Origin of the sequence: Streptococcus oralis (assembly GCF_003943385.1) — a bacterium.
GTDB classification, from domain to species: domain Bacteria; phylum Bacillota; class Bacilli; order Lactobacillales; family Streptococcaceae; genus Streptococcus; species Streptococcus oralis_CA.
Genome location: NZ_RJPI01000004.1, coordinates 32,482 through 53,494 on the forward strand (window position 1 = coordinate 32,482; position 21,013 = coordinate 53,494).

The 21,013-nt window shown below is 43.4% G+C and carries 19 protein-coding genes and 1 other RNA gene; 3 read left to right on the forward strand and 17 right to left on the reverse strand.

Features of this window, described 5'->3' with window-relative positions:
- Positions 1-18 precede the first annotated feature (18 nt).
- Positions 19-2,385, forward strand: coding sequence for an ATP-dependent RecD-like DNA helicase (locus D8803_RS04230; RefSeq protein WP_131200347.1), 2,367 nt, complete (start codon positions 19-21; stop codon positions 2,383-2,385).
- Positions 2,386-2,432: 47 nt separating this feature from the next.
- On the opposite strand, the gene tig is transcribed toward D8803_RS04230, so the two are convergent.
- The 17 genes from tig to D8803_RS04315 form a co-directional block, all read right to left on the reverse strand.
- Positions 2,433-3,716 carry a trigger factor gene (tig, locus tag D8803_RS04235; RefSeq protein ID WP_061417549.1) on the reverse strand — a complete coding sequence of 428 codons (1,284 nt, stop codon included), beginning with the start codon at positions 3,714-3,716 and terminating at the stop codon, positions 2,433-2,435.
- A gap of 92 nt (positions 3,717-3,808) precedes the next feature.
- A complete protein-coding gene (locus tag D8803_RS04240; protein WP_131200348.1) occupies positions 3,809-4,465 on the reverse strand; it encodes a DNA alkylation repair protein in 657 nt (218 codons plus the stop codon).
- On the reverse strand, positions 4,466-5,098 hold the full coding sequence (locus tag D8803_RS04245; protein ID WP_131200349.1) for a response regulator transcription factor: 633 nt from the start codon (positions 5,096-5,098) through the stop codon (positions 4,466-4,468).
- Positions 5,099-5,108: 10 nt separating this feature from the next.
- Positions 5,109-6,107 carry a sensor histidine kinase gene (locus D8803_RS04250; protein ID WP_131200350.1) on the reverse strand — a complete coding sequence of 333 codons (999 nt, stop codon included), beginning with the start codon at positions 6,105-6,107 and terminating at the stop codon, positions 5,109-5,111.
- Positions 6,104-6,802, reverse strand: coding sequence for a cell wall-active antibiotics response protein LiaF (gene liaF / locus D8803_RS04255; RefSeq protein ID WP_131200351.1), 699 nt, complete (start codon positions 6,800-6,802; stop codon positions 6,104-6,106). The genes D8803_RS04250 and liaF overlap by 4 nt, the downstream gene beginning before the upstream one ends.
- A gap of 166 nt (positions 6,803-6,968) precedes the next feature.
- The gene (fni, locus tag D8803_RS04260; protein WP_131200352.1) at positions 6,969-7,970 is read right to left on the reverse strand and encodes a type 2 isopentenyl-diphosphate Delta-isomerase; all 1,002 of its coding nucleotides are present in this window, start codon (positions 7,968-7,970) and stop codon (positions 6,969-6,971) included.
- Positions 7,954-8,961 carry a phosphomevalonate kinase gene (locus tag D8803_RS04265; protein WP_131200353.1) on the reverse strand — a complete coding sequence of 336 codons (1,008 nt, stop codon included), beginning with the start codon at positions 8,959-8,961 and terminating at the stop codon, positions 7,954-7,956. Before D8803_RS04265 ends, fni begins: the two co-directional genes overlap by 17 nt.
- Positions 8,948-9,901, reverse strand: coding sequence for a diphosphomevalonate decarboxylase (gene mvaD / locus D8803_RS04270; RefSeq protein WP_061417566.1), 954 nt, complete (start codon positions 9,899-9,901; stop codon positions 8,948-8,950). Before mvaD ends, D8803_RS04265 begins: the two co-directional genes overlap by 14 nt.
- Positions 9,883-10,761: a mevalonate kinase gene (gene mvk, locus D8803_RS04275; RefSeq protein ID WP_061417568.1), complete on the reverse strand. Its 879-nt coding sequence runs from the start codon at positions 10,759-10,761 to the stop codon at positions 9,883-9,885. Before mvk ends, mvaD begins: the two co-directional genes overlap by 19 nt.
- A gap of 117 nt (positions 10,762-10,878) precedes the next feature.
- On the reverse strand, positions 10,879-11,859 hold the full coding sequence (locus D8803_RS04280) for an N-acetylmuramoyl-L-alanine amidase family protein (RefSeq protein WP_131200354.1): 981 nt from the start codon (positions 11,857-11,859) through the stop codon (positions 10,879-10,881).
- A gap of 99 nt (positions 11,860-11,958) precedes the next feature.
- Complete coding sequence (locus tag D8803_RS04285) at positions 11,959-12,648, reverse strand: DNA-binding response regulator (RefSeq protein ID WP_038804114.1); 690 nt, start codon at positions 12,646-12,648, stop codon at positions 11,959-11,961.
- Positions 12,649-12,659: 11 nt separating this feature from the next.
- Positions 12,660-14,084: an NADP-dependent phosphogluconate dehydrogenase gene (gene gndA / locus D8803_RS04290; protein WP_084947036.1), complete on the reverse strand. Its 1,425-nt coding sequence runs from the start codon at positions 14,082-14,084 to the stop codon at positions 12,660-12,662.
- Between the two features lie 75 nt (positions 14,085-14,159).
- Positions 14,160-15,611, reverse strand: a complete 1,452-nt coding sequence (mapZ, locus tag D8803_RS04295) for a cell division site-positioning protein MapZ (RefSeq protein ID WP_131200355.1) — start codon at positions 15,609-15,611, stop codon at positions 14,160-14,162.
- A 12-nt stretch (positions 15,612-15,623) separates the two neighbouring features.
- Positions 15,624-16,781, reverse strand: coding sequence for a class I SAM-dependent RNA methyltransferase (locus tag D8803_RS04300; RefSeq protein WP_131200356.1), 1,158 nt, complete (start codon positions 16,779-16,781; stop codon positions 15,624-15,626).
- A gap of 84 nt (positions 16,782-16,865) precedes the next feature.
- Positions 16,866-17,247: RNase P RNA component class B (gene rnpB / locus D8803_RS04305), an RNA gene on the reverse strand.
- 20 nt (positions 17,248-17,267) lie between these two features.
- Entirely contained in the window at positions 17,268-17,597 is a 330-nt protein-coding gene (gene gpsB, locus D8803_RS04310) for a cell division regulator GpsB (protein WP_000146526.1), read from the reverse strand.
- 69 nt (positions 17,598-17,666) lie between these two features.
- Positions 17,667-18,194, reverse strand: coding sequence for a DUF1273 domain-containing protein (locus tag D8803_RS04315; RefSeq protein WP_131200357.1), 528 nt, complete (start codon positions 18,192-18,194; stop codon positions 17,667-17,669).
- Between the two features lie 66 nt (positions 18,195-18,260).
- On the opposite strand from D8803_RS04315, the gene recU reads away from it, so the two are divergent.
- Positions 18,261-18,857: a Holliday junction resolvase RecU gene (recU, locus tag D8803_RS04320; RefSeq protein ID WP_000248771.1), complete on the forward strand. Its 597-nt coding sequence runs from the start codon at positions 18,261-18,263 to the stop codon at positions 18,855-18,857.
- Entirely contained in the window at positions 18,854-21,001 is a 2,148-nt protein-coding gene (gene pbp1a, locus D8803_RS04325) for a penicillin-binding protein PBP1A (RefSeq protein WP_061417581.1), read from the forward strand. The genes recU and pbp1a overlap by 4 nt, the downstream gene beginning before the upstream one ends.
- Positions 21,002-21,013 lie beyond the last annotated feature (12 nt).

The following is a 21,013-nucleotide window of genomic DNA, read 5'->3' on the forward strand; positions in this document are numbered from 1 at the left end:
CTATCAAAAAGGAAATCTATGGAAGTTTATTTTTCAGGCACCATTGAACGTATTATTTTTGAAAATCCCAGCAATTTTTATCGCATCCTCCTCCTAGATATCGAAGATACCAATGCGGAGGACTTTGACGATTTTGAAATTATCATTACAGGAACCATGGCTGACGTGATTGAGGGCGAAGACTACACCTTTTGGGGACAAATCGTTCAACACTCCAAGTACGGAGAACAACTGCAAATCAGCCGTTATGAGCGGGCAAAACCAACTAAAAAAGGGCTAGTTAAGTACTTTTCGAGTAGCCACTTCAAGGGAATTGGTCTCAAAACGGCTCAAAAAATCGTGGATTGCTATGGTGAAAATACCATAGACGAAATTCTGGAACATCCTGAAAAGCTAGAAGGCATCTCAGGACTCTCTGCCCAAAACCGTGAGGCTTTCCTCTCTACCCTCCGTCTCAACTATGGGACAGAAATGGTCTTGGCAAAACTAGCTAACTACGGCATTCCCAATAAACTAGCCTTTCAGATTCAAGACTTTTACAAGGAAGAAACGCTGGATATTGTCGAAAACTATCCCTACCAACTGGTCGAGGATATCAAGGGATTGGGTTTTACCATTGCTGACCAACTAGCGGAGGAACTAGGCATCGAAAGTCAGGCTCCCGAGCGCTTTCGTGCTGGCCTTGTCCACAGTCTCTTTCAAGGCTGTATGGATACGGGCGATACCTACATGGAAGCCCGAGATTTGCTGGAACAGACCCTGACTCTCCTCGAGTCTTCCCGACCCGTAGAACTGGATCCCAGCCAAGTAGCCCAAGAACTCTCCTACCTCATCGAAGAAGACAAGGTTCAGCAGATTGATACCAAAATCTTTGACAATAGTCTCTTTTTCGCCGAAGAAGGCATTCGCAGCCACTTGGTTCGTATCCTTGAAAAAGGAAAACAGAAAAATCAGGATTTAGAAACCATTCAAAAGCATATCGCTACTGTCGAGGAGGAACTGGGTATCCAATACGATAGCATTCAAAAACAGGCTATCTGTGACGCTATCCAGAACAAGGTCTTTATCCTAACAGGTGGACCTGGTACAGGTAAGACGACTGTTATCAATGGGATTATCGCTGTCTATGCACTTTTAGAAGGACTTGACCTCAGAAAAAAAAGCAACCTGCCTATCCTTCTAGCAGCTCCAACTGGTCGAGCAGCTCGGCGCATGAATGAATTAACAGGTTTGCCCAGCGCGACCATTCACCGCCATTTGGGAATGACGGGGGACGATGATACTAGCCATCTGGAAGATTATCTGGATGCCGACTTTATTATCGTGGATGAATTCTCCATGGTGGACACTTGGCTAGCCAACCAACTTTTCTCCAACATCTCTTCTAACAGTAAAATCCTCATCGTGGGTGATAGCGACCAGCTACCTTCTGTTAGTCCTGGGCAAGTCCTTGCTGACCTGCTCCAGATACCCCTGATTCCGCAGACTCGCTTGGAACGGATTTACCGTCAGAGTGAAGAATCAACCATCGTCACCTTGGCTAGCCAGATTCGACAAGGCATCTTGCCAGCTGACTTTACTAAGAAAAAGGCAGACCGCTCCTACTTTGAAATTGCTAGCGGCCATATCCCTGCTACCATTGAGAAAATTCTTGGTGCTGCCCTCAGAAGTGGCATTCCGGCTCGTGATATTCAGGTGCTGGCGCCTATGTATCGAGGAACTGCTGGTATTGACGCCATCAACCAACTCATGCAAGGCCTACTCAATCCTCTTCAAAAGGGACAAGTTAGCTTTGAAGCAACTCAGTGTCACTATCGAACAGGGGACAAGGTCATTCACCTAGTCAACGACGCTGAAGTCAATGTCTTTAATGGAGACCTAGGCTACATCTCAGATCTGATCCCTAGTAAGTACACCGAGTCAAAACAAGACGAGATTATCATTGATTTTGATGGCAATGAGGTCATCTATCCACGCAATGAATGGTACAAGATTCGTCTGGCCTATGCCATGAGTATTCATAAGTCACAAGGGAGTGAGTTTCCCGTTGTCATCCTGCCCATTACTAGTGCTAGCAAGCGCATGCTGGAACGCAATCTAATCTACACAGCTATTACACGGGCTAAGAGCAAGCTCATCTTACTAGGCGAATTACAGGCCTTTGACTATGCAGTCAAACATATCGGAACTGCCCGTAAGACCTATCTGATTGAACGCTTCAAGGATCTGCTTGAATCAGCTGACCAAACCAACCCAGCCCCAACTGAAACAACAAATCAAGAGGGAGCTCCTCTATCCTACATCCTCACCGAGGAAAACTGGTCAAGCATCCCAGCTATGATCGGGATTACAGACGCAGACCTCAAAGATATTTTTGGAAAGTAGAGCATCAGAAAACCCACCTAGTCAGGTGGGCTTTTTATCTTTTAAGATTATTTTACTGTTGCAGTGCTTGTGATCAATTCAACAGCTTTTTTGATTGCGATATCATGTTTCAACATATCTGCTGAAAGCAAGTTTTGAACTTGTGCCACTTCCATGTTGTAAGTTGCTGCCAATTGTTCGATTTCTTTTTGGATTTCTTCTTCAGTAGCGTCAAATCCTTCAGCCTTGGCAACTGCTTCGATTACAAGGTTAGTCTTAGTACGTGACTCAGCTTCTGCTTCGTATTGTTTGTGAAGGTCTTCTTGAGTAGTTCCAGTGATTTGGAAGTACATGTCAGGGTTGATACCTTGACGTTGCAAGTTTCCAAGGAATTCGTTTACTGAGCGGTGAACTTCTTCGTGGATCATTTCCTCTGGAAGTTCTACGATTTCAGCGTTTTCTACAGCTTTATCGATTGCTGCACCTTCAAGGGCATCTTTGTATGCTTCTTCTTTTGAAGCAGCCAATTCCTTACGGTATTTTTCTTTCAATTCAGCAAGTGTTTCCACTTCTTCGTCGATGTCTTTTGCAAGTTCATCATCAAGAGCTGGAACTTCTTTAGCTTTAACTTCGTGGATAGTTGTTACGAATTTCGCTTCTTTACCTGCAAGATCTTCTGCTTGGTAGTCTTCTGGGAATGTTACGATAACGTCAACCGTTTCGCCAGCTGAGTGTCCAACCAATTGGTCTTCGAAACCAGGGATGAATTGACCTGATCCAAGTCCAAGTGAGAAGTTTTCACCTTTCCCGCCGTCAAATTCAACACCGTCGATAGAACCAACGAAGTCAATGACAACAGTATCGCCATTTTCAGCAGCAGCTTCCTTGATAACCAATTCAGCCAAGTTGTTGCGTTCGCGTTCGATACGTTCTTCAACGTCAGCGTCTGTTACTTCTTTTTCTACATCTACTGATACTTCAAGGTTTTTGTAGTCACCCAATTTTACTTCAGGTTTTGTCACGACTTCAGCAGTGATGACCCAGTCTTGACCTTTTTCCATTGAAGTCACGTCAATTTTTGGTTGCGCAACCACTTCAAGACCAGCTTCTTTTACAGCTGCTTCATAAGCGTTTGGCAAAAGAGCGTTCAACACATCTTGGTAAAGTGTTTCTTCACCAAATTTTTTATCAAAGATAGGACGTGGAAGGTGACCTTTACGGAAACCTGGAACGTTAAGAGTTTTCTTTACTGAGTTAAATACACGATCCACTTCTGGTTTGATTTGGTCTTGAGAGATAGTGAAAGTCAAGACACCACGGTTTGTTTCTTTGTTTTCAAATGATACAGACATTCTGTCATTTCTCCTTAAAATTTTTTAAATACAGTCTATTATAACATAAACGGGCGACTTTTTTCAAGTAATGAATGCGCTTTTCAATGATGCTAAAGGTACTTGCTTGCTTCCCTGATACTGAGTTCAGCCATTCTTTTCTTATTTTTTTCAATGAAACGTGCTACCCATTCGGGATTGGTTTTAGAGTAGTCTCGTAGAGCCCAGCCGATGGCTTTGTTGATAAAAAATTCTGTCTGGTCCAGATTGTTGAGCAGGATCTTTTCCATCAGTTGGACATTTGTTCTCTCTTTTCTTAACAACTGGTGGTCAATAGCGACTCGTCTCAGCCAGATATTGTCCGATAGGCTCCATTTTAAAATCACTTCTTCAAGTTCCGGATGGTCTGCTACCAAACTCCCTACTACTCGGTCTAGGATATCTACCGTATCCCACCAAGACTTGATCACGACCAGATGCTCAAGCTTAGGCAAATCGTCCTTCGTTAGATAAGACTGCATGGCTTTCAAATAGTTGGCAGCCACATATTGGTATTCTCTAGGCTCCTTTTCCCAGCAAGTGTCTACAAAATCCCAATCGATAATTCTTGTTTTTTTCGCTTCTGGAAAATACTTTTTATAGAGTGCATTTCTTTCAGGACCTGCAATACCTAAAAAGAGAAATTGATGACGCATATAGGCTTCCATGGGACCTGCTTTTTGAGAGTCTTTTGCTACTTCTAGCTCATCAAGTAAATCTGCAAGACTCATCTAAAAGTCCTCCTGCCCTACCAAGTGGTGCTGAAAGGCATAGACTGCAGCCTGAGTGCGATCACTGACCTCAAGCTTGGCAAGAATGTTGGACACATGGGTCTTAACCGTCTTGAGAGAGATAAAGAGTTCATCCGCGATACGTTGATTTTCATAACCCTTGGCGATGAGTTGAAGTACGTCTTGCTCACGCGCAGTCAAATCCTCATGAAGTTCGATATGATTGCGGTGGTATTCGACCTTCTTGCTGACCTCTTGCTCAATGGCTAGCTCACCCGCTGCCACCTTACGGACAGCATGGAGCAATTCATCTGCACTGGAAGTCTTGAGCATATAGCCTTTGGCACCAGCATTCAAGACTGGCATGATTTTCTCATTGTCCAAATAAGAAGTCACAATCAAAATCTTGGCTTCAGGCCATTCTTTGAGGATGGCCAAGGTAGCATCAATCCCATTCATCTCAGGCATGACAATATCCATGACAATGACATCTGGACGCAGTTCCAAGGCCAAGGCAATACCTTGAGACCCATTAGCCGCCTCGCCCACAACTTCCACATCGTCTTGGAGATCAAAATAGCTTTTCAAGCCCAATCGGACCATTTCATGGTCATCTACCAGTAAAATTTTCATCTCTACTCCTTTATGATTCCTTTTCTAACAGGGGGATACGGATATCAATCGCCAGTCCTTGCTTTGGAGCTGTCAAGAGTTGGACTGTTCCTGCCATATCTTCAACCCGCTCCTTGATATTTCTCAGTCCATAACTCAAGTCGTCTAAGCTTCCCAACTGGAAACCAATCCCATCGTCCACTACCTTTAGCTGCAATTCAACATCTGTCTGATATAGATAGACATCTAAACAAGATGCCTGGGCATGGCGGAGGGTATTGCTGATCAACTCCTGCAAAATGCGGAAGATATGTTCTTCAATCTTCTTAGGTAATTTAGACACGTTTTGCTTGAGACTAACCTTGAGATCACTCTTATCCTCAAGCTCTTTTAAGAGGATTTGAATCCCCTCAACCAAACTCTTCTCTTCCAACTCAACTGGTCGCAAATGTAGGAGCAAGACCCGCAAATCTTTCTGGGCTGTCTCTAGGATGGCCGCGACACTTTGCAACTGGGTCTGCATCTTTTCTCTATCCAGCTTCAAAGCCTGCTGACTGACACCCGATAAAATCATATGGGCCGCAAACAACTCCTGACTAACTGTATCATGCAAGTCGCGTGCAATCCGCTTCCGTTCTTTCTCAATGATTGCTTCTTCCTTAACTAAGGTTTGATTTTCAGCCTTTTGAACAGCTTCTGTCAAGAGATTGAGCTTGCCAGATAAGGTCTTGAAACTCGCATCCAAGTCTGGATCTGCAAAAGAAACCACCTCTTTTCCTGCTAGCAGTCGCTTGAGATTGACCTGCATTTTTCTTCGAGAAATTTCTTCCATCACACGCCAAAAAAGGACAAAAAAGAAGCTCATGGAAAGGCTAAAGACCAAGACTAAGAAGATTAACTTTTCTGTTTTCTCGATATCTTGTAGCAAATAGGACCAATCAAGATTTAAAATATCAAGTAAACTATTAGCCAAAAAGAGGATAAAGAGGAGAGAAGTCAGCCCGATTAATAGATACGATTGCTTTTTCATCCTCTGATTACCTCCACATCACCAACCATACTGGCTAGGAAAATTTTGACGCTCTTGTTACTCTTGAGATAGTCTCTGGTTTCCTGATGATAGTGTTCATTACGAAGTGCTCGCTTGGGTTGATGGAGGAAGGTTAGATCCCCATAGAGGCAGTTGACACTGAGACTGATCTCCACATCTACGGGTATGATAATCCTAGTCGTTCCGACCATCTTTCTAAGGATAATGACATTGTCATGATTGGTTAGGATGACTCTTTCTAGATGAATGGTGTCCTTTCCCATGAGACGAAAGAGATTGATATCATCAAACTGGCAGGTCTGGTGACTAGAGAAATGATGGAGATTGCCAAACCAAGGATTGCGTTCATTTTTAACCGTTACCACCTCTTCAAAGACCAAATCCGTCTCCTCTCTTTCTTGATTCATCATCGGATAGAGAAGAAAGAGACTATAGATAACTGCTACAAAGATAGCTAATATCACAAAGGGATTGAGCATGACGATGAAAAAGAAAAGAATAGTCGCCACAAGGAGGAAAACGTTGTTGCCCTCTTTACCTGTATAATAGCGGAGCAAGAGCAAAAAGAGGAATAGAATTAGCAGAAAACGCGAAAAATGCTCTGATACCATCAAAATCAGAGCTCCCGTCAATAGACAGGCTTCGATAAATAAAAAGATTTGAAATTTTTTCATAGATGCATCCTCTCCCTTCTATTTTATCACAATTCAAAAAAGTCACCTCGGTCTGAGGATGGAAAAAGGAGATAGGACAGAAATCGCTCCTACAAACTAGGTTCTTTCAGCCCACCACAGTTGACAAAAGGCTACAAAAAAGGGCGGGATTCTTGTCCCGACCTCTCTACATCTGATCTTTTGCTTCTTTTAGTTTGCCATAAAGAATATAGTCTACGCTTTGCAGATCCGCTATAGTGGCACAGTTAAGGGCACACATGATCAAGCGCAGGTCTTCTTTCCAGCCCTGGACAATGCTAATCACTTCCTCGATCGAGTAGGTTTCAACCAATTCCAGAACGGTACGTGACAGTCCCACAGCCTTGGCTCCAAAGACCAGACACTTAATCATATCCAGCGGGTTCCGAACGCCTCCACTGACCAAGAGTTCGACCTTGTCTTTCCAGTCTTGGGCATTGAGAAGGGCTTGCATGGTGGACTGGCCCCATTGATTAAGGTAATCACGCTGGCCACTGCGACGATTTTCGATATAGGCAAAGCTAGTGCCACCACGACCTGACAGGTCAACCGTTCGAACACCCAGTTCATAGGCTCGTTCGATGGTCTTGGCATCCATCCCAAAGCCCACTTCCTTTAGGACAATAGGAACTGGGATTTGCTTGCTATAATCTGCTAGATGCGATTGCCAGCTTCGAAACTTTCTTTCTCCCTCTGGCATGAGCAATTCCTGCATGACATTGACATGCACTTGAAGGAGAAGAGGATTCATCTCTTCTACAGTCTGAAGTCCAAACTCGATAGGCTTGTCCAAGCCAATATTGGTTCCAAGGAGGAGCTTTGAATGGCTAGATTTGACAGAAAAAGAGTCGTCTGTTGGATCTTTGAGAGCTGCGCTATAAGATCCCGTCACAAACAAAATCCCACAGACATCCGCCACCTGAGCCAGCTTTTGATTGATTTCTCTCCCCTTATCACTTCCACCCGTCATGGCATTGATATAAAAAGGAAAGTCCCACTTTCGACCTGCAAATTCTGTAGACAAATCAATCTCATCCAGGTCATAAAGAGGCAGGGAAGAATGAATCAACTCCACCTCATCAAAGCTATTATAGGAACTTTTCTGCTCAAGGGCATAGCGGATATGCTCGTCCTTACGATTTGTCGTCATGTCCTATCCTTTCTTGGTATAAGAGCTCAATCCCCAGATCGGCCCAGCGATTTTTTATGGTTTCAGTTGATTGCACATCAAAACTCAAGGCAATGCCACAGTCACCACCACCAGCGCCACTACTCTTGGTAACAGCCAGCAAATCTTGACTGGCTTCTTTCAACTGTCTCAGCGAAGGTGTGTAAATATCTGCGCTCAAGCCTTCTAAAAGTCGACTAGCTGTTTCCACCTGCTCGATAATTTTTTCTGCATTCCCCTGCTCCAAGGCTTCTACCAAAGCAGACACCGTTGCTTTTGAGGAAGTTAAAAAATTCTGATTGATGTTTTGCTTGATTTGCTGTACCATTTGACTCGATACAGCCACTTTCTTGGTCCATCCCACTAGGAAATCACATTCTAGGGCAGGTTGTACGTGTGAGATAGAAAAGCCCCAGTCACGCTCCAAAACTGTTGCCAAGCTTACTTCTTTCAGCCAAGCAGCTATCTTCTTTCGATCAAAAGACTGGTAGAGAACCAAATCCTCTGCCACAATACAGGCAAGGTCTCCCATAGAGCCATTGTCGCCTCGTTTGAGTAAGACCGCGCTAGCCAGCTTGAACAAGAGTTCCGGATCAACCGTAATATCATACAGAGCCAGCAGGGCCTTGATCACCAAAACAACGACGCTACCACTAGAACCTAGACCAAACTTTTTGCCTTCTCGTTCCATTTTCCCTCGGATTGCCAAGGAAAAAGGTCGCAAGGTTTGCCCACAATAAACGAGGAAATCTTCCACTAGAGCAATCGTTTCTTGAATCAAGCTATAGTCAGGATTTGGCGTCAAGTCCACTGCAAAATCAAACAGATCTGAATAGAGACGGTAGCTGTCAGAAAAAGTAATCTCAGCCCTCATATAGATGGGAATGTCCTTTATCAAGGCCAACTGTCCTGGCTCTAGAATAGCATACTCACCTGCCCAATAGAGTTTCCCGCAAGTTTTAACAGCAATCATCTTGGCTCAAATCCTTTGTTTTTGACACAATCAAGCGATAACGTTGACCAAAGATTTCTGACAAATGCTCCAAGTCTTTCTCCTGACAGAGGACCTTGACATTGGGACCGGCATCCATGGTAAAGTAGCAAGCCTCGCCTTGCTCACGAAGTTGGCGGACAAAGTCCATCGCTTCATAAGTCGCATCTGTTAGATAAGAAAAGGCTGGCGATGCTGTTTTCGTCGTAGCGTGCATGGCTAGGGCATTTCTCTCCGTTAGTTCCCCAATCTTGGCAAAGTCATTCTCTTTGAGATAAACCAGCATATCTTGATAGTCTTTCTCAGACTGGCGCACCCAGTCATCAAAGGTCGTCGAGGTTTCCACACAGAGTTTCATCCCATCACGGCTAGAGATTGGTTTTTTCTTGTCCTCTAGCACCAACATAATCATAGCTAGTTTCAAGTCTGTCTCTACAGGGTAGATTTCCCCACTATCCTTATCCCAGGCACCTAGCGGTCCATAAAAACTGCGAGAGGAAGAACCTGAGGCAAACTTAGCCTCCTGTGCCAACTTGCTCCGATTCAAACCAAGCTGGAAATAAGCATTGCAAGCCTTGACCAAGGCGGACAAACCACTAGAACTAGAGGACAAGCCCGCTGCTGTAGGCATATTGTTTTGAGTGTCAATACGGACAAAGCCCTCACCTTCTGGGCGGTAACGGTCAATGATTTTGCTCATTTTGGCATGCTCAGCCTCATTTTGGAGCTGACCATTGATATAAAAGACATCAGCAGTCGCATCCGTCGGTAAAGGCGACAAGGTCGTCTCTGTGTACATATTTTCCAAAGTCAAAGAGATACTGCTAGTAGCAGGCACCATTTCTTTTTCTTTTTTCTTTCCCCAATATTTGATAATGGCAATATTTGCGTAGGAACGTACTGTTACAGGCTTTCGATCCATGTCTGAACAGCTCCTTTCTCTTCTAATCGTTTTGCTAGTTCTTGTGCTTGGTCCAGATTGGCTACCAAGGCGATAATACAGCCTCCTAGCCCACCACCACTCATCTTGGCACCCAGAGCACCATGGCTCAGAGCCGTTTCAACGAGGGAGTCTGCCTCAGGGCTACTAACACCAATTTCTTTTAAATGTAAATGCGCTTGACTGAGAATTTGTCCCAGCCCTTCAGCATCTTTTTGTCTAATTGCATCTTCTGCTTGCTGGGTCAATTCTCCCAAGGCATGCAAAAACGGTAGGGCATCCTTGCCCTTACTTTGAACCACTTGGATGGCTTCACGAGTGTGACCATAAACGCCTGTATCAGCAATCACCAAATAGGCCGATAGATCCATCTCAAGCTCTGTAAATCCTACATTCTTGATAAAGCGAATTGGTTGGTCACTGAGACAGGTCTTGGCATCCAAACCACTAGGATTCATATGAGCAATCATCTCAGCCCGATTGACCAAGATTTCTAGTACATCATGAGGCAGGTCGGCTTGATAGTAGTCAAAAACCGCACGAATGGCCGCTATGCTAATAGCCGCTGACGAACCCATTCCCCGTTTTTCAGGGATAGCCGAGTCAATCTCACAGCGAATGCAAGCTTCTTTGATATCCAAATACTCCAGCGAAGCATAAACTGCCATGGACAAAGTATCCTCCTCATAGAGACGCCACGGGCTTTCAGCAGGTACCACCTTACAAGTCACCTCCACCTCCAAAAGAGGCATGGAAATGGCAGGATAACCGTAAACGACCGCATGCTCTCCTATTAAAATAATCTTACTATGTGCCTGACCGACACCAACTTTTTTTGTCATGTTTTCCTTTAACCAGACGAAAAGACCGTCTCATTTCATACAGTAGTATTTTCTCCTATCTATTTTATTATATTTTCACAAAAAAAGCGATTGTTTCCTTCACAATCGCCTCTTTCATTATTGGACCCATTCGCCATTATAATTGACGTAGTAGCCTTCTACGGTCGTATTCACTGCTAAAGCACCGGAGCTATAAGCGTAGTACCATTTGCCATTAACCTGGAACCAACCAGTCTTCATATCTCCATTACTTGCATGCAGATAATACCAAGTCGAACCTTCCTGATACCAGCCAGTCTCCATAGATCCTGATGAACGGAGATAGTACCACTTGTTACCGACATAAGCCCAGCCTGTCTTCATATCTCCATTTTTAGCATCTAGATAATACCAAGTCGAACCTTCCTGATACCAACCAGTTGCCATAGCTCCCGATGAGCGGAGGTAGTACCACTTATTACCTAGATATTTCCATCCAGTTTGCATAATACCAGTTGTTGGATCTAGGTAGTACCAAGTCGAATCATCGTTTATCCAACCCGCACGTCTTTCACCACCAAGGTAGTCTTTTCCTAAATGACCTGTTTTTGCTAGATAGTACCAATTAGATTGATCGTAGAGCCAACCTGTTTTTAAAGAATGATCTTCATTAAAGTAATAATTTGCTAATTTAAGAACTTCTGGCCCTTCAAAGCCTTCACCATATTTTTTACCAACAGTTAATGAATCTTTAACCTCTAATTGTTGCCAGCCAACAAATTCTTGTAATACCCCATCTTGATCAAAGTAGTACCATTTATATTGAAGGCCAATTTCGAAAACTGGACGATTATCAAATAAATCATCACGATAACCCGTCCCAGGAATTTCTAAGTATTGCCAGCCGACTACCATTTCTCCATCATCATCAAAATAGTACATTTTACCGTCTATTTTATGCCAATAGATCGCTTTATGGTCATCTTTTATATAGTATTTTCTATTGTCCTTATCAACAAACTGCCCACCTGTGGTATCCGCCAATACTGTACTTGTCGCTAAAAGACCAAGAAAAAACACTGCTAATCCAACTTGCATGATTTTTTTCAATACTTTCATTCCTTGTATCCTCCTGAAACGATTGTAGCAAAGACTTTACCGTATGTCAATATATAGAAACTTCTCAAAAAAAGCAGTTACACAACTGCAACTGCTTCTCTATTCTTGCATGGTGTAACCAACACCACGTACGGTTTTAATGTAGCTTTTTTGACCTTTTACATCAAGCTTGCTACGTAGATAACGGATATAAACATCCACGATATTAGTTTCTGTCGCACTTTCGTACTTCCAAACACTTTCCAACAACTGCTCACGAGTCAAGACCTTCTTGCTTCCCATGAGAGTGGCCAAAAGGTCATACTCACGGCGCGTCAGAGCAATCATCTCCTCGCCACGATAAACGGTATGATGTTCTACATCCATACGCAAATTGCGGTAAGACGTTGGGACCTTCATCTGACTACAGTGTTGGTCGATAAAGTCCCGACCTCGGAAAATCGCTGAAATACGAGCCACCAGCTGATCAATAATCACTGGCTTATAGATGTAAGAAACGGCGAAGCGCTGGATTGTCTCAATCTGGTCCTGCAATTCTTCGCGATGGTCCAAGACCATGATCACTGAAGCTGGTTTTGTCCGACTCAGCTTGTCTGCAAAATCCTGGGCCGTCATATCCCCCAGACGAGCATTCAGTAAAATCAAGTCATAATCTGTCTGGAGAGCCATGGAGAGGGCTTTTCCCCCCTCCTCGACCAGATCAACACGGTATTGCTCTTTTTGGAGTTCCAGACTGAGAAAATGAGCGAGATTTCGTTCTTTCTCAAGTAATAAAATCCGTTTCCCCATGGCAGACCTACTTATTTTTCGTCATACCAAGAGTAGTGGAAGGTTCCTTCTTTGTCTTTACGTTGGTAAGTGTGGGCACCAAAGTAGTCACGTTGTGCTTGGATCAAGTTAGCTGGAAGGTCCGCTGAACGGTAGCTATCAAAGTAAGTAATGGCTGCTGAGAAGGTTGGCACTGGTACACCAGCTTGAACAGCAAGAGCTACGATATCACGAACTGCTTGTTGGTACTTAGCAGTAACGTCCAAGAAGTATTCATCCAAAAGAAGGTTAGCAAGATCTGCATCGCGATTGTAGGCATCTGTAATCTTTTGCAAGAAACGTGAACGGATGATACAGCCATCTCGCCAGATAGATGCGATATCCGCAAATGGCAAGTTCCAGTTGTTTTCTTTAGAAGCCACACGCAATTGAGCAAAACCTTGTGCGTAAGAAATGATTTTTGAGAAGTAAAGGGCTTGACGAATCTTTTCGATCAACTCAGCCTTGTCTCCTTCAAATTTGAAAGCAGCTGGTTTTGGAAGGACCTTGCTAGCATGTACACGCTCTTCTTTGTATGTAGAGATGTAACGCGCAAATACTGACTCAGTGATAAGTGACAATGGCACACCAAGGTCAAGTGCTGATTGGCTAGTCCATTTACCAGTTCCTTTGTTTCCCGCAGCATCCAAGATGTAGTCTACGATTGGTCCATCTTGGCCTTCATCGTCTTTGCGGCTCAAGATATCAGCAGTGATTTCGATCAAGTAGCTGTCCAATTCACCCTTGTTCCACTCAGTAAAGATTTCAGCCATGTTTTCTGCAGAAAGACCAAGCAAGTGTTGCATGAGGTCATAGCTTTCTGCGATCAATTGCATATCCCCATACTCGATACCGTTGTGAACCATTTTCACATAGTGACCAGCTCCATCAGGACCGATGTAAGTCACACATGGTTTGCCATCTTCTGGTGCTTTAGCTGAGATTTCTTCGAGAACATCTGCTACCAATTCATAAGCTTCTTTTTGTCCACCAGGCATGATAGAAGGACCTTCAAGGGCACCTTTTTCACCACCAGAAACCCCTGTACCAATAAAGTTGATACCAGAGTTTGCCAATTCTTCATTACGACGGATGGTATCTTTGTAGAAAGTGTTTCCTCCGTCAATCAAGATATCACCCTTGTCAAGGTGTGGAAGAAGAGCTTGGATAGTTGCATCTGTACCAGGTCCAGCTTGAACCATGAGCATGATACGACGAGGTTTTTCGATAGATTGAACGAAAGACTCTACATCGTAGCTAGGTACAAAGTTCTTTTCTGGATGGCAGGCAATTACATCTTCTGTTTTTTCTTTACTACGGTTGTAAATGGCAACTGTATAGCCACGAGATTCGATATTTAGGGCAAGGTTACGACCCATTACGGCCATACCTACGACACCAAAGTTAGCTTTTGTCATGTGACACTCCTCTTGTTTAATATGTTTTATTTTATCATTTTTACCTATGAAAGGAAAGAATTTTGTAACGGACTCCTAGTAATCCAAATCATCTGCGTGACCAGCTCCATTACCAACAAAGTATCCAGTCTTACAGTTGAGGGTGAAGAGATAGGTTCCATCTGGTTTGTAGAGGTTGTAATAACCATTTCCGTTTACGATATTGACCCGTTCTAGGATATATTGATTACCAGTGATATAACCACGAGCGCGTGATGTTGCTAGGATTTGTTCCAAAACACCATCAGCAAAATTCCAGGCAGGGTTGTTACTATCATCTACAGCTGATTGGTTGTACGGTACACGACTAGCACTTCTTTGAAGATTGACACCATCGCTAGACAAACCTCCACTTTCTGGTCTGCTGGCAGATGCTGAACTTGATGAAGCAGACGAACTGCTCGTACTGCTATCAGTCGTTGTACTTGAACTTTCTTGGCTACTGCTACTTGAACTTGAACTAGAGGCGCTTGTTTGCTGGCTCTTACCAAGTCTAATGGCCTTATCTAACAGTTTATCTAGCTCTGTATTTCCTGTTTTAATTTCTGTAAATTTAGCATCTGCCTTGACCTTTGCATTGGTATCCAAGACACCGTCGGTAATTGCTGGAGTTTCAAACTGATTATTCACTTCTTGCACAGCCTTGATTTGAGCTTCTAAACTATCATACTTAGACTTGGCCAGAGTGTGCTCTCGGCTACCTTCGAGTTTATCTAGTTGAGCCTTGAGTTGGTTCAACTTGTCAAACTGACTATTTTTCAAAGCTGTTTTATTAGCATCCGTATAAAAGGCATCGTAGAGGGCATTAAACTCTTGTAGGGCTGTTTGTGTTTCTTGATTACTAGAAGAAGACTGGGAAGACTGGATGGCTTGGTTGGAGCGATTTACTTGACGATAGATATAGTAACTACCTGCCAAGATAAGGGCTGCTGCCAAGGCTGAACCGATAACAAACACGCGCTTCTTTTTAGAATTAGAAACTGTTTCTGATTCTGCCTGAGCTGAGCGTGAAAGTAGAGCCGTCTCTTCCTCTTCTTTCTCATCAGCAACCTCTGCTGGCGTTTGCTTTTCCAACACAAGCGGTTCCAAGTCTTGATTTTCTTCTCCCAAAGGAGGCAAAATCACATCCGAGCTTGTAGTTTCCACTGAGTCTGACACCGTTTCTTCTGAAACTGTCTCGGGTTCCTCTATGATTGGTGCCGACTCTTCAGTGATTTCTGAGACTTCCTGTGTCGTCAATTCTTCTTGAGCCTGAGCTTCCTGCAGTTCTTCTTTTTTAAATTGACGTGTTTCAAACTTGTCGGCTTCGATTTCCTCGCGGTGCTGTTTGATGTATTTATCCAAGATATTGTCCTCAGGCAATACTCCAGCTTCAACTTCTTCATTTTTACGGATGACTTGACCAACTGTCAGATCTTTCGCCTCGTCAAAATCAAATTTGGACTCTTGATGCTCTTTTTTATGACGATTGTGTCTTTTTTTACTCATCTGTCTTCCTTTCTACTTTACCTCTTGGCGCTTCACACGCTGACCAAAGTATTGATACAAATCCACTTTTAAGGTTCCGTTATAAAGTTTGCGCTTTTTATCCGCTGGACTTCCGTACTTACTTTCAAAAACTTCGTCACTCGTCAGGATAAATTTGCTCCAGGTTTTCAGTGGTGCAAAGACTTGTCCCATCTCAGCATAGAGCTTGGTGACTCCTGCATCATCAGATAAACGCTCTCCATATGGTGGATTGGAAATGATGACGCCATTTATTTTGTCTGAGCGCAAGTCCTGTACCCGCATTTGTTTAAAAGTGATATCACCAGCCACACCAGCTGCTTGGGCATTGGCCTTAGCAATCTCAACCATCCGAGCATCAATATCACAGCCCATGATATCCAATTCTATCTCACGATCGATTTTCTTAGCAGCCTCTGTGCGAATTTCCTGGATTAACCGATCACTGACCCAGTTCCATTCTTCAAAAGCAAAGGAACGGCGAAGGCCTGGTGCCATTTTTCTGGCAATCATAGCCGCCTCGATACAGAATGTTCCTGAACCACAAGTCGGATCAATCAAGGGCTTGTCTGGATACCAGTTAGAGAGTTGTAAAATGGCCGCTGCCATATTTTCCTTGATAGGTGCTCCACCCTTTTCCGTACGATATCCACGTTTAAAGAGGCTAGAACCTGTCGTGTCAATCATGACAGTTGCCACATCTTTAAGAATAGATACCTCAATCTTAAACTCGGGACCCGTTTCCATCAAGGGAACTCCTTCTGGACGGGCATAGTGTTTTTGCAGTTTCTTGACAACTGCTTTCTTAGAAATTGCCTGAACACTGGGCTCGTTGTGAAGTTTAGACTTAACACATTTAGCCTTTGATATCGGGAAACGCGCCCCAAGCGGGAGATAGTTTTCCCAATCTAGAGCAAAAACGCCTTGGAAAAGTTCTTCAAAGGTCTTAGCTGGAAAACTCCCGACTACGATCTTGATGCGATCAGCCGCTCGAAGCCAAAGATTGGTCTCGATGATAGCCCGCACATCCCCTTGAAAACGGACACGTCCATTTTCAACTTGGCAATCATATCCAAGATCTCGCACCTCACGTCCAACGACAGCCTCGAGACCCGCCGCAGCAGTTGCGATTAATTTAAATTCTTTTTTCATTTTACAGTCTTGTAAGACCTTTCTTTTGTACACTTTAAAAAATGAGGTTGAGAAAAAGTTCTCAGCCCCAACCTATATGCAATTTTCTATAAGCCATGTTTTGTTCCAGAAGTGACTAGGACCACTTCCTTCGATAATCATCTGTCTACCGCTAGCAGCCTATAGCTGACAGCAGTCAGAGTACTACGTTCGTTTCCGTGCACTCCATGCCCCGACCAAAATTTGGGTTGCTAGCTTGAGGGGTTTACCGCGTTCCACTCTCTCTGTTTCCAGAAAGACTCCGTCACTGTGGCACTTTCAAGCCTACTCTGACCTATCCGAAGACTTAGCCATTTCAACTGCCGTAACGATCTCTCGTCCCTAGGCTTATGGATTCGCCTAGCACAAACACTACAGGCATCACAGCCTGTGCTAGCATGGACTTTCCTCATGAAAAGAGATTCTCTTCACGCGATTATCCAAAAATTGCATCTAATAGACACCTAATTATAACTCAGAATTGTCTACAATTTGCTTACCGAATACTTCTTTTTCAAGTCGATTCAATCGTTTCAAAATATCAAAATTTGTCATTGGAGTAGAACTTGTTACTTCGATAGAACTTTGTTGAGTAGAACTTGCCTGTGGCTTGTTAGACAATTCCTCCTTCAAATCAGCAATCTCCTGACGAAGAGATTTGACCAAAGCTGCGTAAGTCTCATAATCCTTGATCACATCATCTAGGAACTCGTCTACCTCTGCCTTACTATATCCACGAACTTCACGTCCAAACTCTTGTTCAAAAATATCTTTTGCTGAAAAAATAATACTTGCCATTTCTCTCTCCATTCTTGATTGCTATTCTTATTATATAAAAAAAGACAAACAAAAATCAAGGTCAAAGCCTCACTTTTCGGAAAAATTTTCCACTATTTCGTTCAGATCCTCAAATGTTAATCTTTTTGTAACATAGCCTTCTTGATTCTTCATCATCTGGTAAAAATACTGTAACTTGGTTTCCTTTTCTTCGTCGTAAAAAAGGTAACAAGTATCTGTATTTTCCAGCAGAAATTTCTGATAATCACGTAGTTGCCCCTTGTGCTCATATTGTGGATAGGCATATTTGACAAAGTCAACCTGCTTAAACTCACTGAGTTTGATTTGATTGGCTTCATTCCAGTTACTACCATGGGTTTCAAAATCGAAAATGGTCGCCAGCTGAAATCCATAGTCTGCTTTCATATCCTGTGCCACTTGAAGCACCCAGTACTCAAAGCCCAGAGTCCCTGTAAAGACAAGCCAGGTCACCCCTTCTTCTGCTAGACGTTCTAGGTCTCTCCGAATGGCTGTTTTGATAATATCAACGCGAATATCTTTGTCATTAAAGAGACCAAGGTCGAAGGCTGAATAGCCTAAAATCAAGGCTGTTGTCATTTTTAACCCTTTCTTTGTAAATTTATGATATAATAGAGTGATGTTATTGTACCAATAAGGAGAATTATGGTCAACTATCCACATAAACTTTCATCACAGAAGAGACAAGCCCCCCCGTCACAAACTAAAAATTTCGCAAATCGGGGAATGTCTTTTGAAAAGATGATCAACGCTACGAACGACTACTATTTGTCACATGGGTTAGCAGTTATTCACAAGAAACCGACTCCCATCCAAATCGTACGTGTCGACTATCCCCAACGAAGTCGAGCCAAGATCGTTGAAGCCTACTTTAGACAGGCCTCAACGACTGACTATTCAGGAGTTTATGATGGATACTACATCGACTTTGAAGCAAAGGAAACCAGGCAAAAACATGCGATTCCGATGAAGAATTTTCATCTCCATCAGATCCAGCATATGGAACAAGTTCTTGCCCAGCAAGGAATCTGCTTTGTCCTCCTTCACTTTTCTTCTCAGCAAGAAACCTACTTATTGCCGGCCATTGATTTGATTCGTTTCTATCATCAAGATATGGGACAAAAGTCAATGCCACTTGGATATATTCGAGAAAATGGATATAGGATTGAGCCTGGTGCCTTTCCACAGATTCCCTATCTCGAAGTTATCAAAGAACATTTACTAGGTGGTAAAATAAGATGAACAAACAAACTTTCCTGCGAATAGTTAAGTATGTCAGTATCTGCCTCTTGACTGTATTTATCGCAGCTATTATGCTAGGTGGAGGCCTTTTTCTCTACTATGTAAGCAAGGCTCCGGCTCTATCCGAAAGCAAACTAGTCGCTACAACGTCTAGTAAGATCTATGACAGCAAAAATGAACTTATCGCTGATCTGGGTTCTGAGCGCCGTGTCAATGCACAGGCTAATGAAATCCCTACGGAGCTGGTCAATGCAATTGTCTCTATTGAAGATCATCGTTTCTTCAGTCACCGAGGAGTAGATACGATTCGTATCCTAGGCGCTTCCTTACGAAACCTCCGTGGTGGGGGTGGTCTTCAAGGTGGTTCTACCTTGACACAACAGTTGATTAAACTAACCTATTTCTCAACATCAACATCTGATCAAACACTTTCACGTAAGGCACAGGAAGCTTGGCTAGCCGTTCAGCTAGAACAAAAAGCGACCAAACAAGAGATCCTAACTTACTACATCAACAAGGTCTATATGTCCAACGGAAATTACGGGATGCAAACGGCAGCCCAAAACTACTATGGTAAAGACCTCAAAGATTTAAGTCTACCTCAATTGGCTCTCCTAGCTGGAATGCCTCAGGCTCCAAATCAATATGATCCCTATTCTCATCCAGAAGCGGCACAAGAACGCCGTGACCTTGTCCTCTCGGAAATGAAAAGTCAAGGCTACATTTCTGCTGAACAATACGAAAAAGCCATTAACACTCCCATTACAGATGGACTGCAGAGCCTCCGTTCTGGAAACAACTATCCAGCCTATATGGATAATTATCTCAAAGAAGTAATCGACCAAGTCGAACAGGAAACTGGTTACAACCTTTTGACAACAGGAATGGAAGTTTATACCAATGTTGATCCAGCCGTTCAACAACGTCTCTGGGATATCTACAATACCGACGAATACGTTAATTATCCAGATGATGAGTTGCAAGTAGCTTCTACCATCGTTGATGTCACAAACGGAAAGGTGATTGCCCAGCTAGGTGCACGCCATCAATCAAGCAATGTTTCCTTCGGTATGAACCAAGCTGTTGAAACCAACCGTGACTGGGGTTCAACCATGAAACCCATCACAGATTACGCGCCAGCCTTGGAGTATGACATCTACGACTCAACTGCTGCTATCGTTCATGACGTACCTTATAACTATCCTGGGACCAACACCCCTGTCTACAACTGGGATAAGAGTTACTTTGGAAACATCACGTTGCAGTATGCTCTTCAACAATCACGGAACGTTACAGCTGTAGAAACTTTGAATAAAGTCGGTTTGGATAGAGCCAAAACCTTCCTAAATGGACTCGGTATTGACTACCCAGATATACACTATGCCAACGCGATTTCAAGTAACACAACAGAATCTAACAAAAAGTATGGGGCAAGCAGTGAAAAAATGGCCGCAGCCTATGCTGCCTTTGCCAATGGCGGTATTTACCATAAGCCAATGTACATCAACAAAATCATCTTTAGTGATGGTAGTTCAAAAGAGTTTTCTGATTCAGGAACACGCGCTATGAAAGAAACAACTGCCTACATGATGACAGAGATGATGAAAACAGTTCTGACTTATGGAACAGGACGTGGAGCCTACCTATCATGGTTACCACAAGCTGGTAAGACTGGTACATCAAACTATACAGATGATGAAATTGAGAAATACATTAAGAACTCTGGTTATGTAGCTCCAGACGAAATGTTTGTCGGCTATACTCGTAAATATTCAATGGCTGTCTGGACCGGTTACTCTAACCGACTTACTCCTATCGTTGGTGATGGCTTCTACGTTGCTGCTAAGGTCTATCGTTCGATGATGACCTACCTCTCAACAGATGACCATCCAGGGGATTGGACCATGCCTGAAGGCCTTTACAGAAGCGGAGAATTTGTCTTTAAGAATGGAGCACGCAATACGTGGACCCCTTCATCATCTACACAACAAAGTTCGACATCTGAAAGTTCTAGCTCAACATCTGAGAGCTCGACTTCTCAGTCAAGCGCAACTTCTCCAAGCACAAGTCAAACGCAGACGATTCCTCAACAATCAGGCACTGCACCTGCTGAGCAAAACCAACCAAGTCAACCGCAACAATAAGCAAAATCCTGA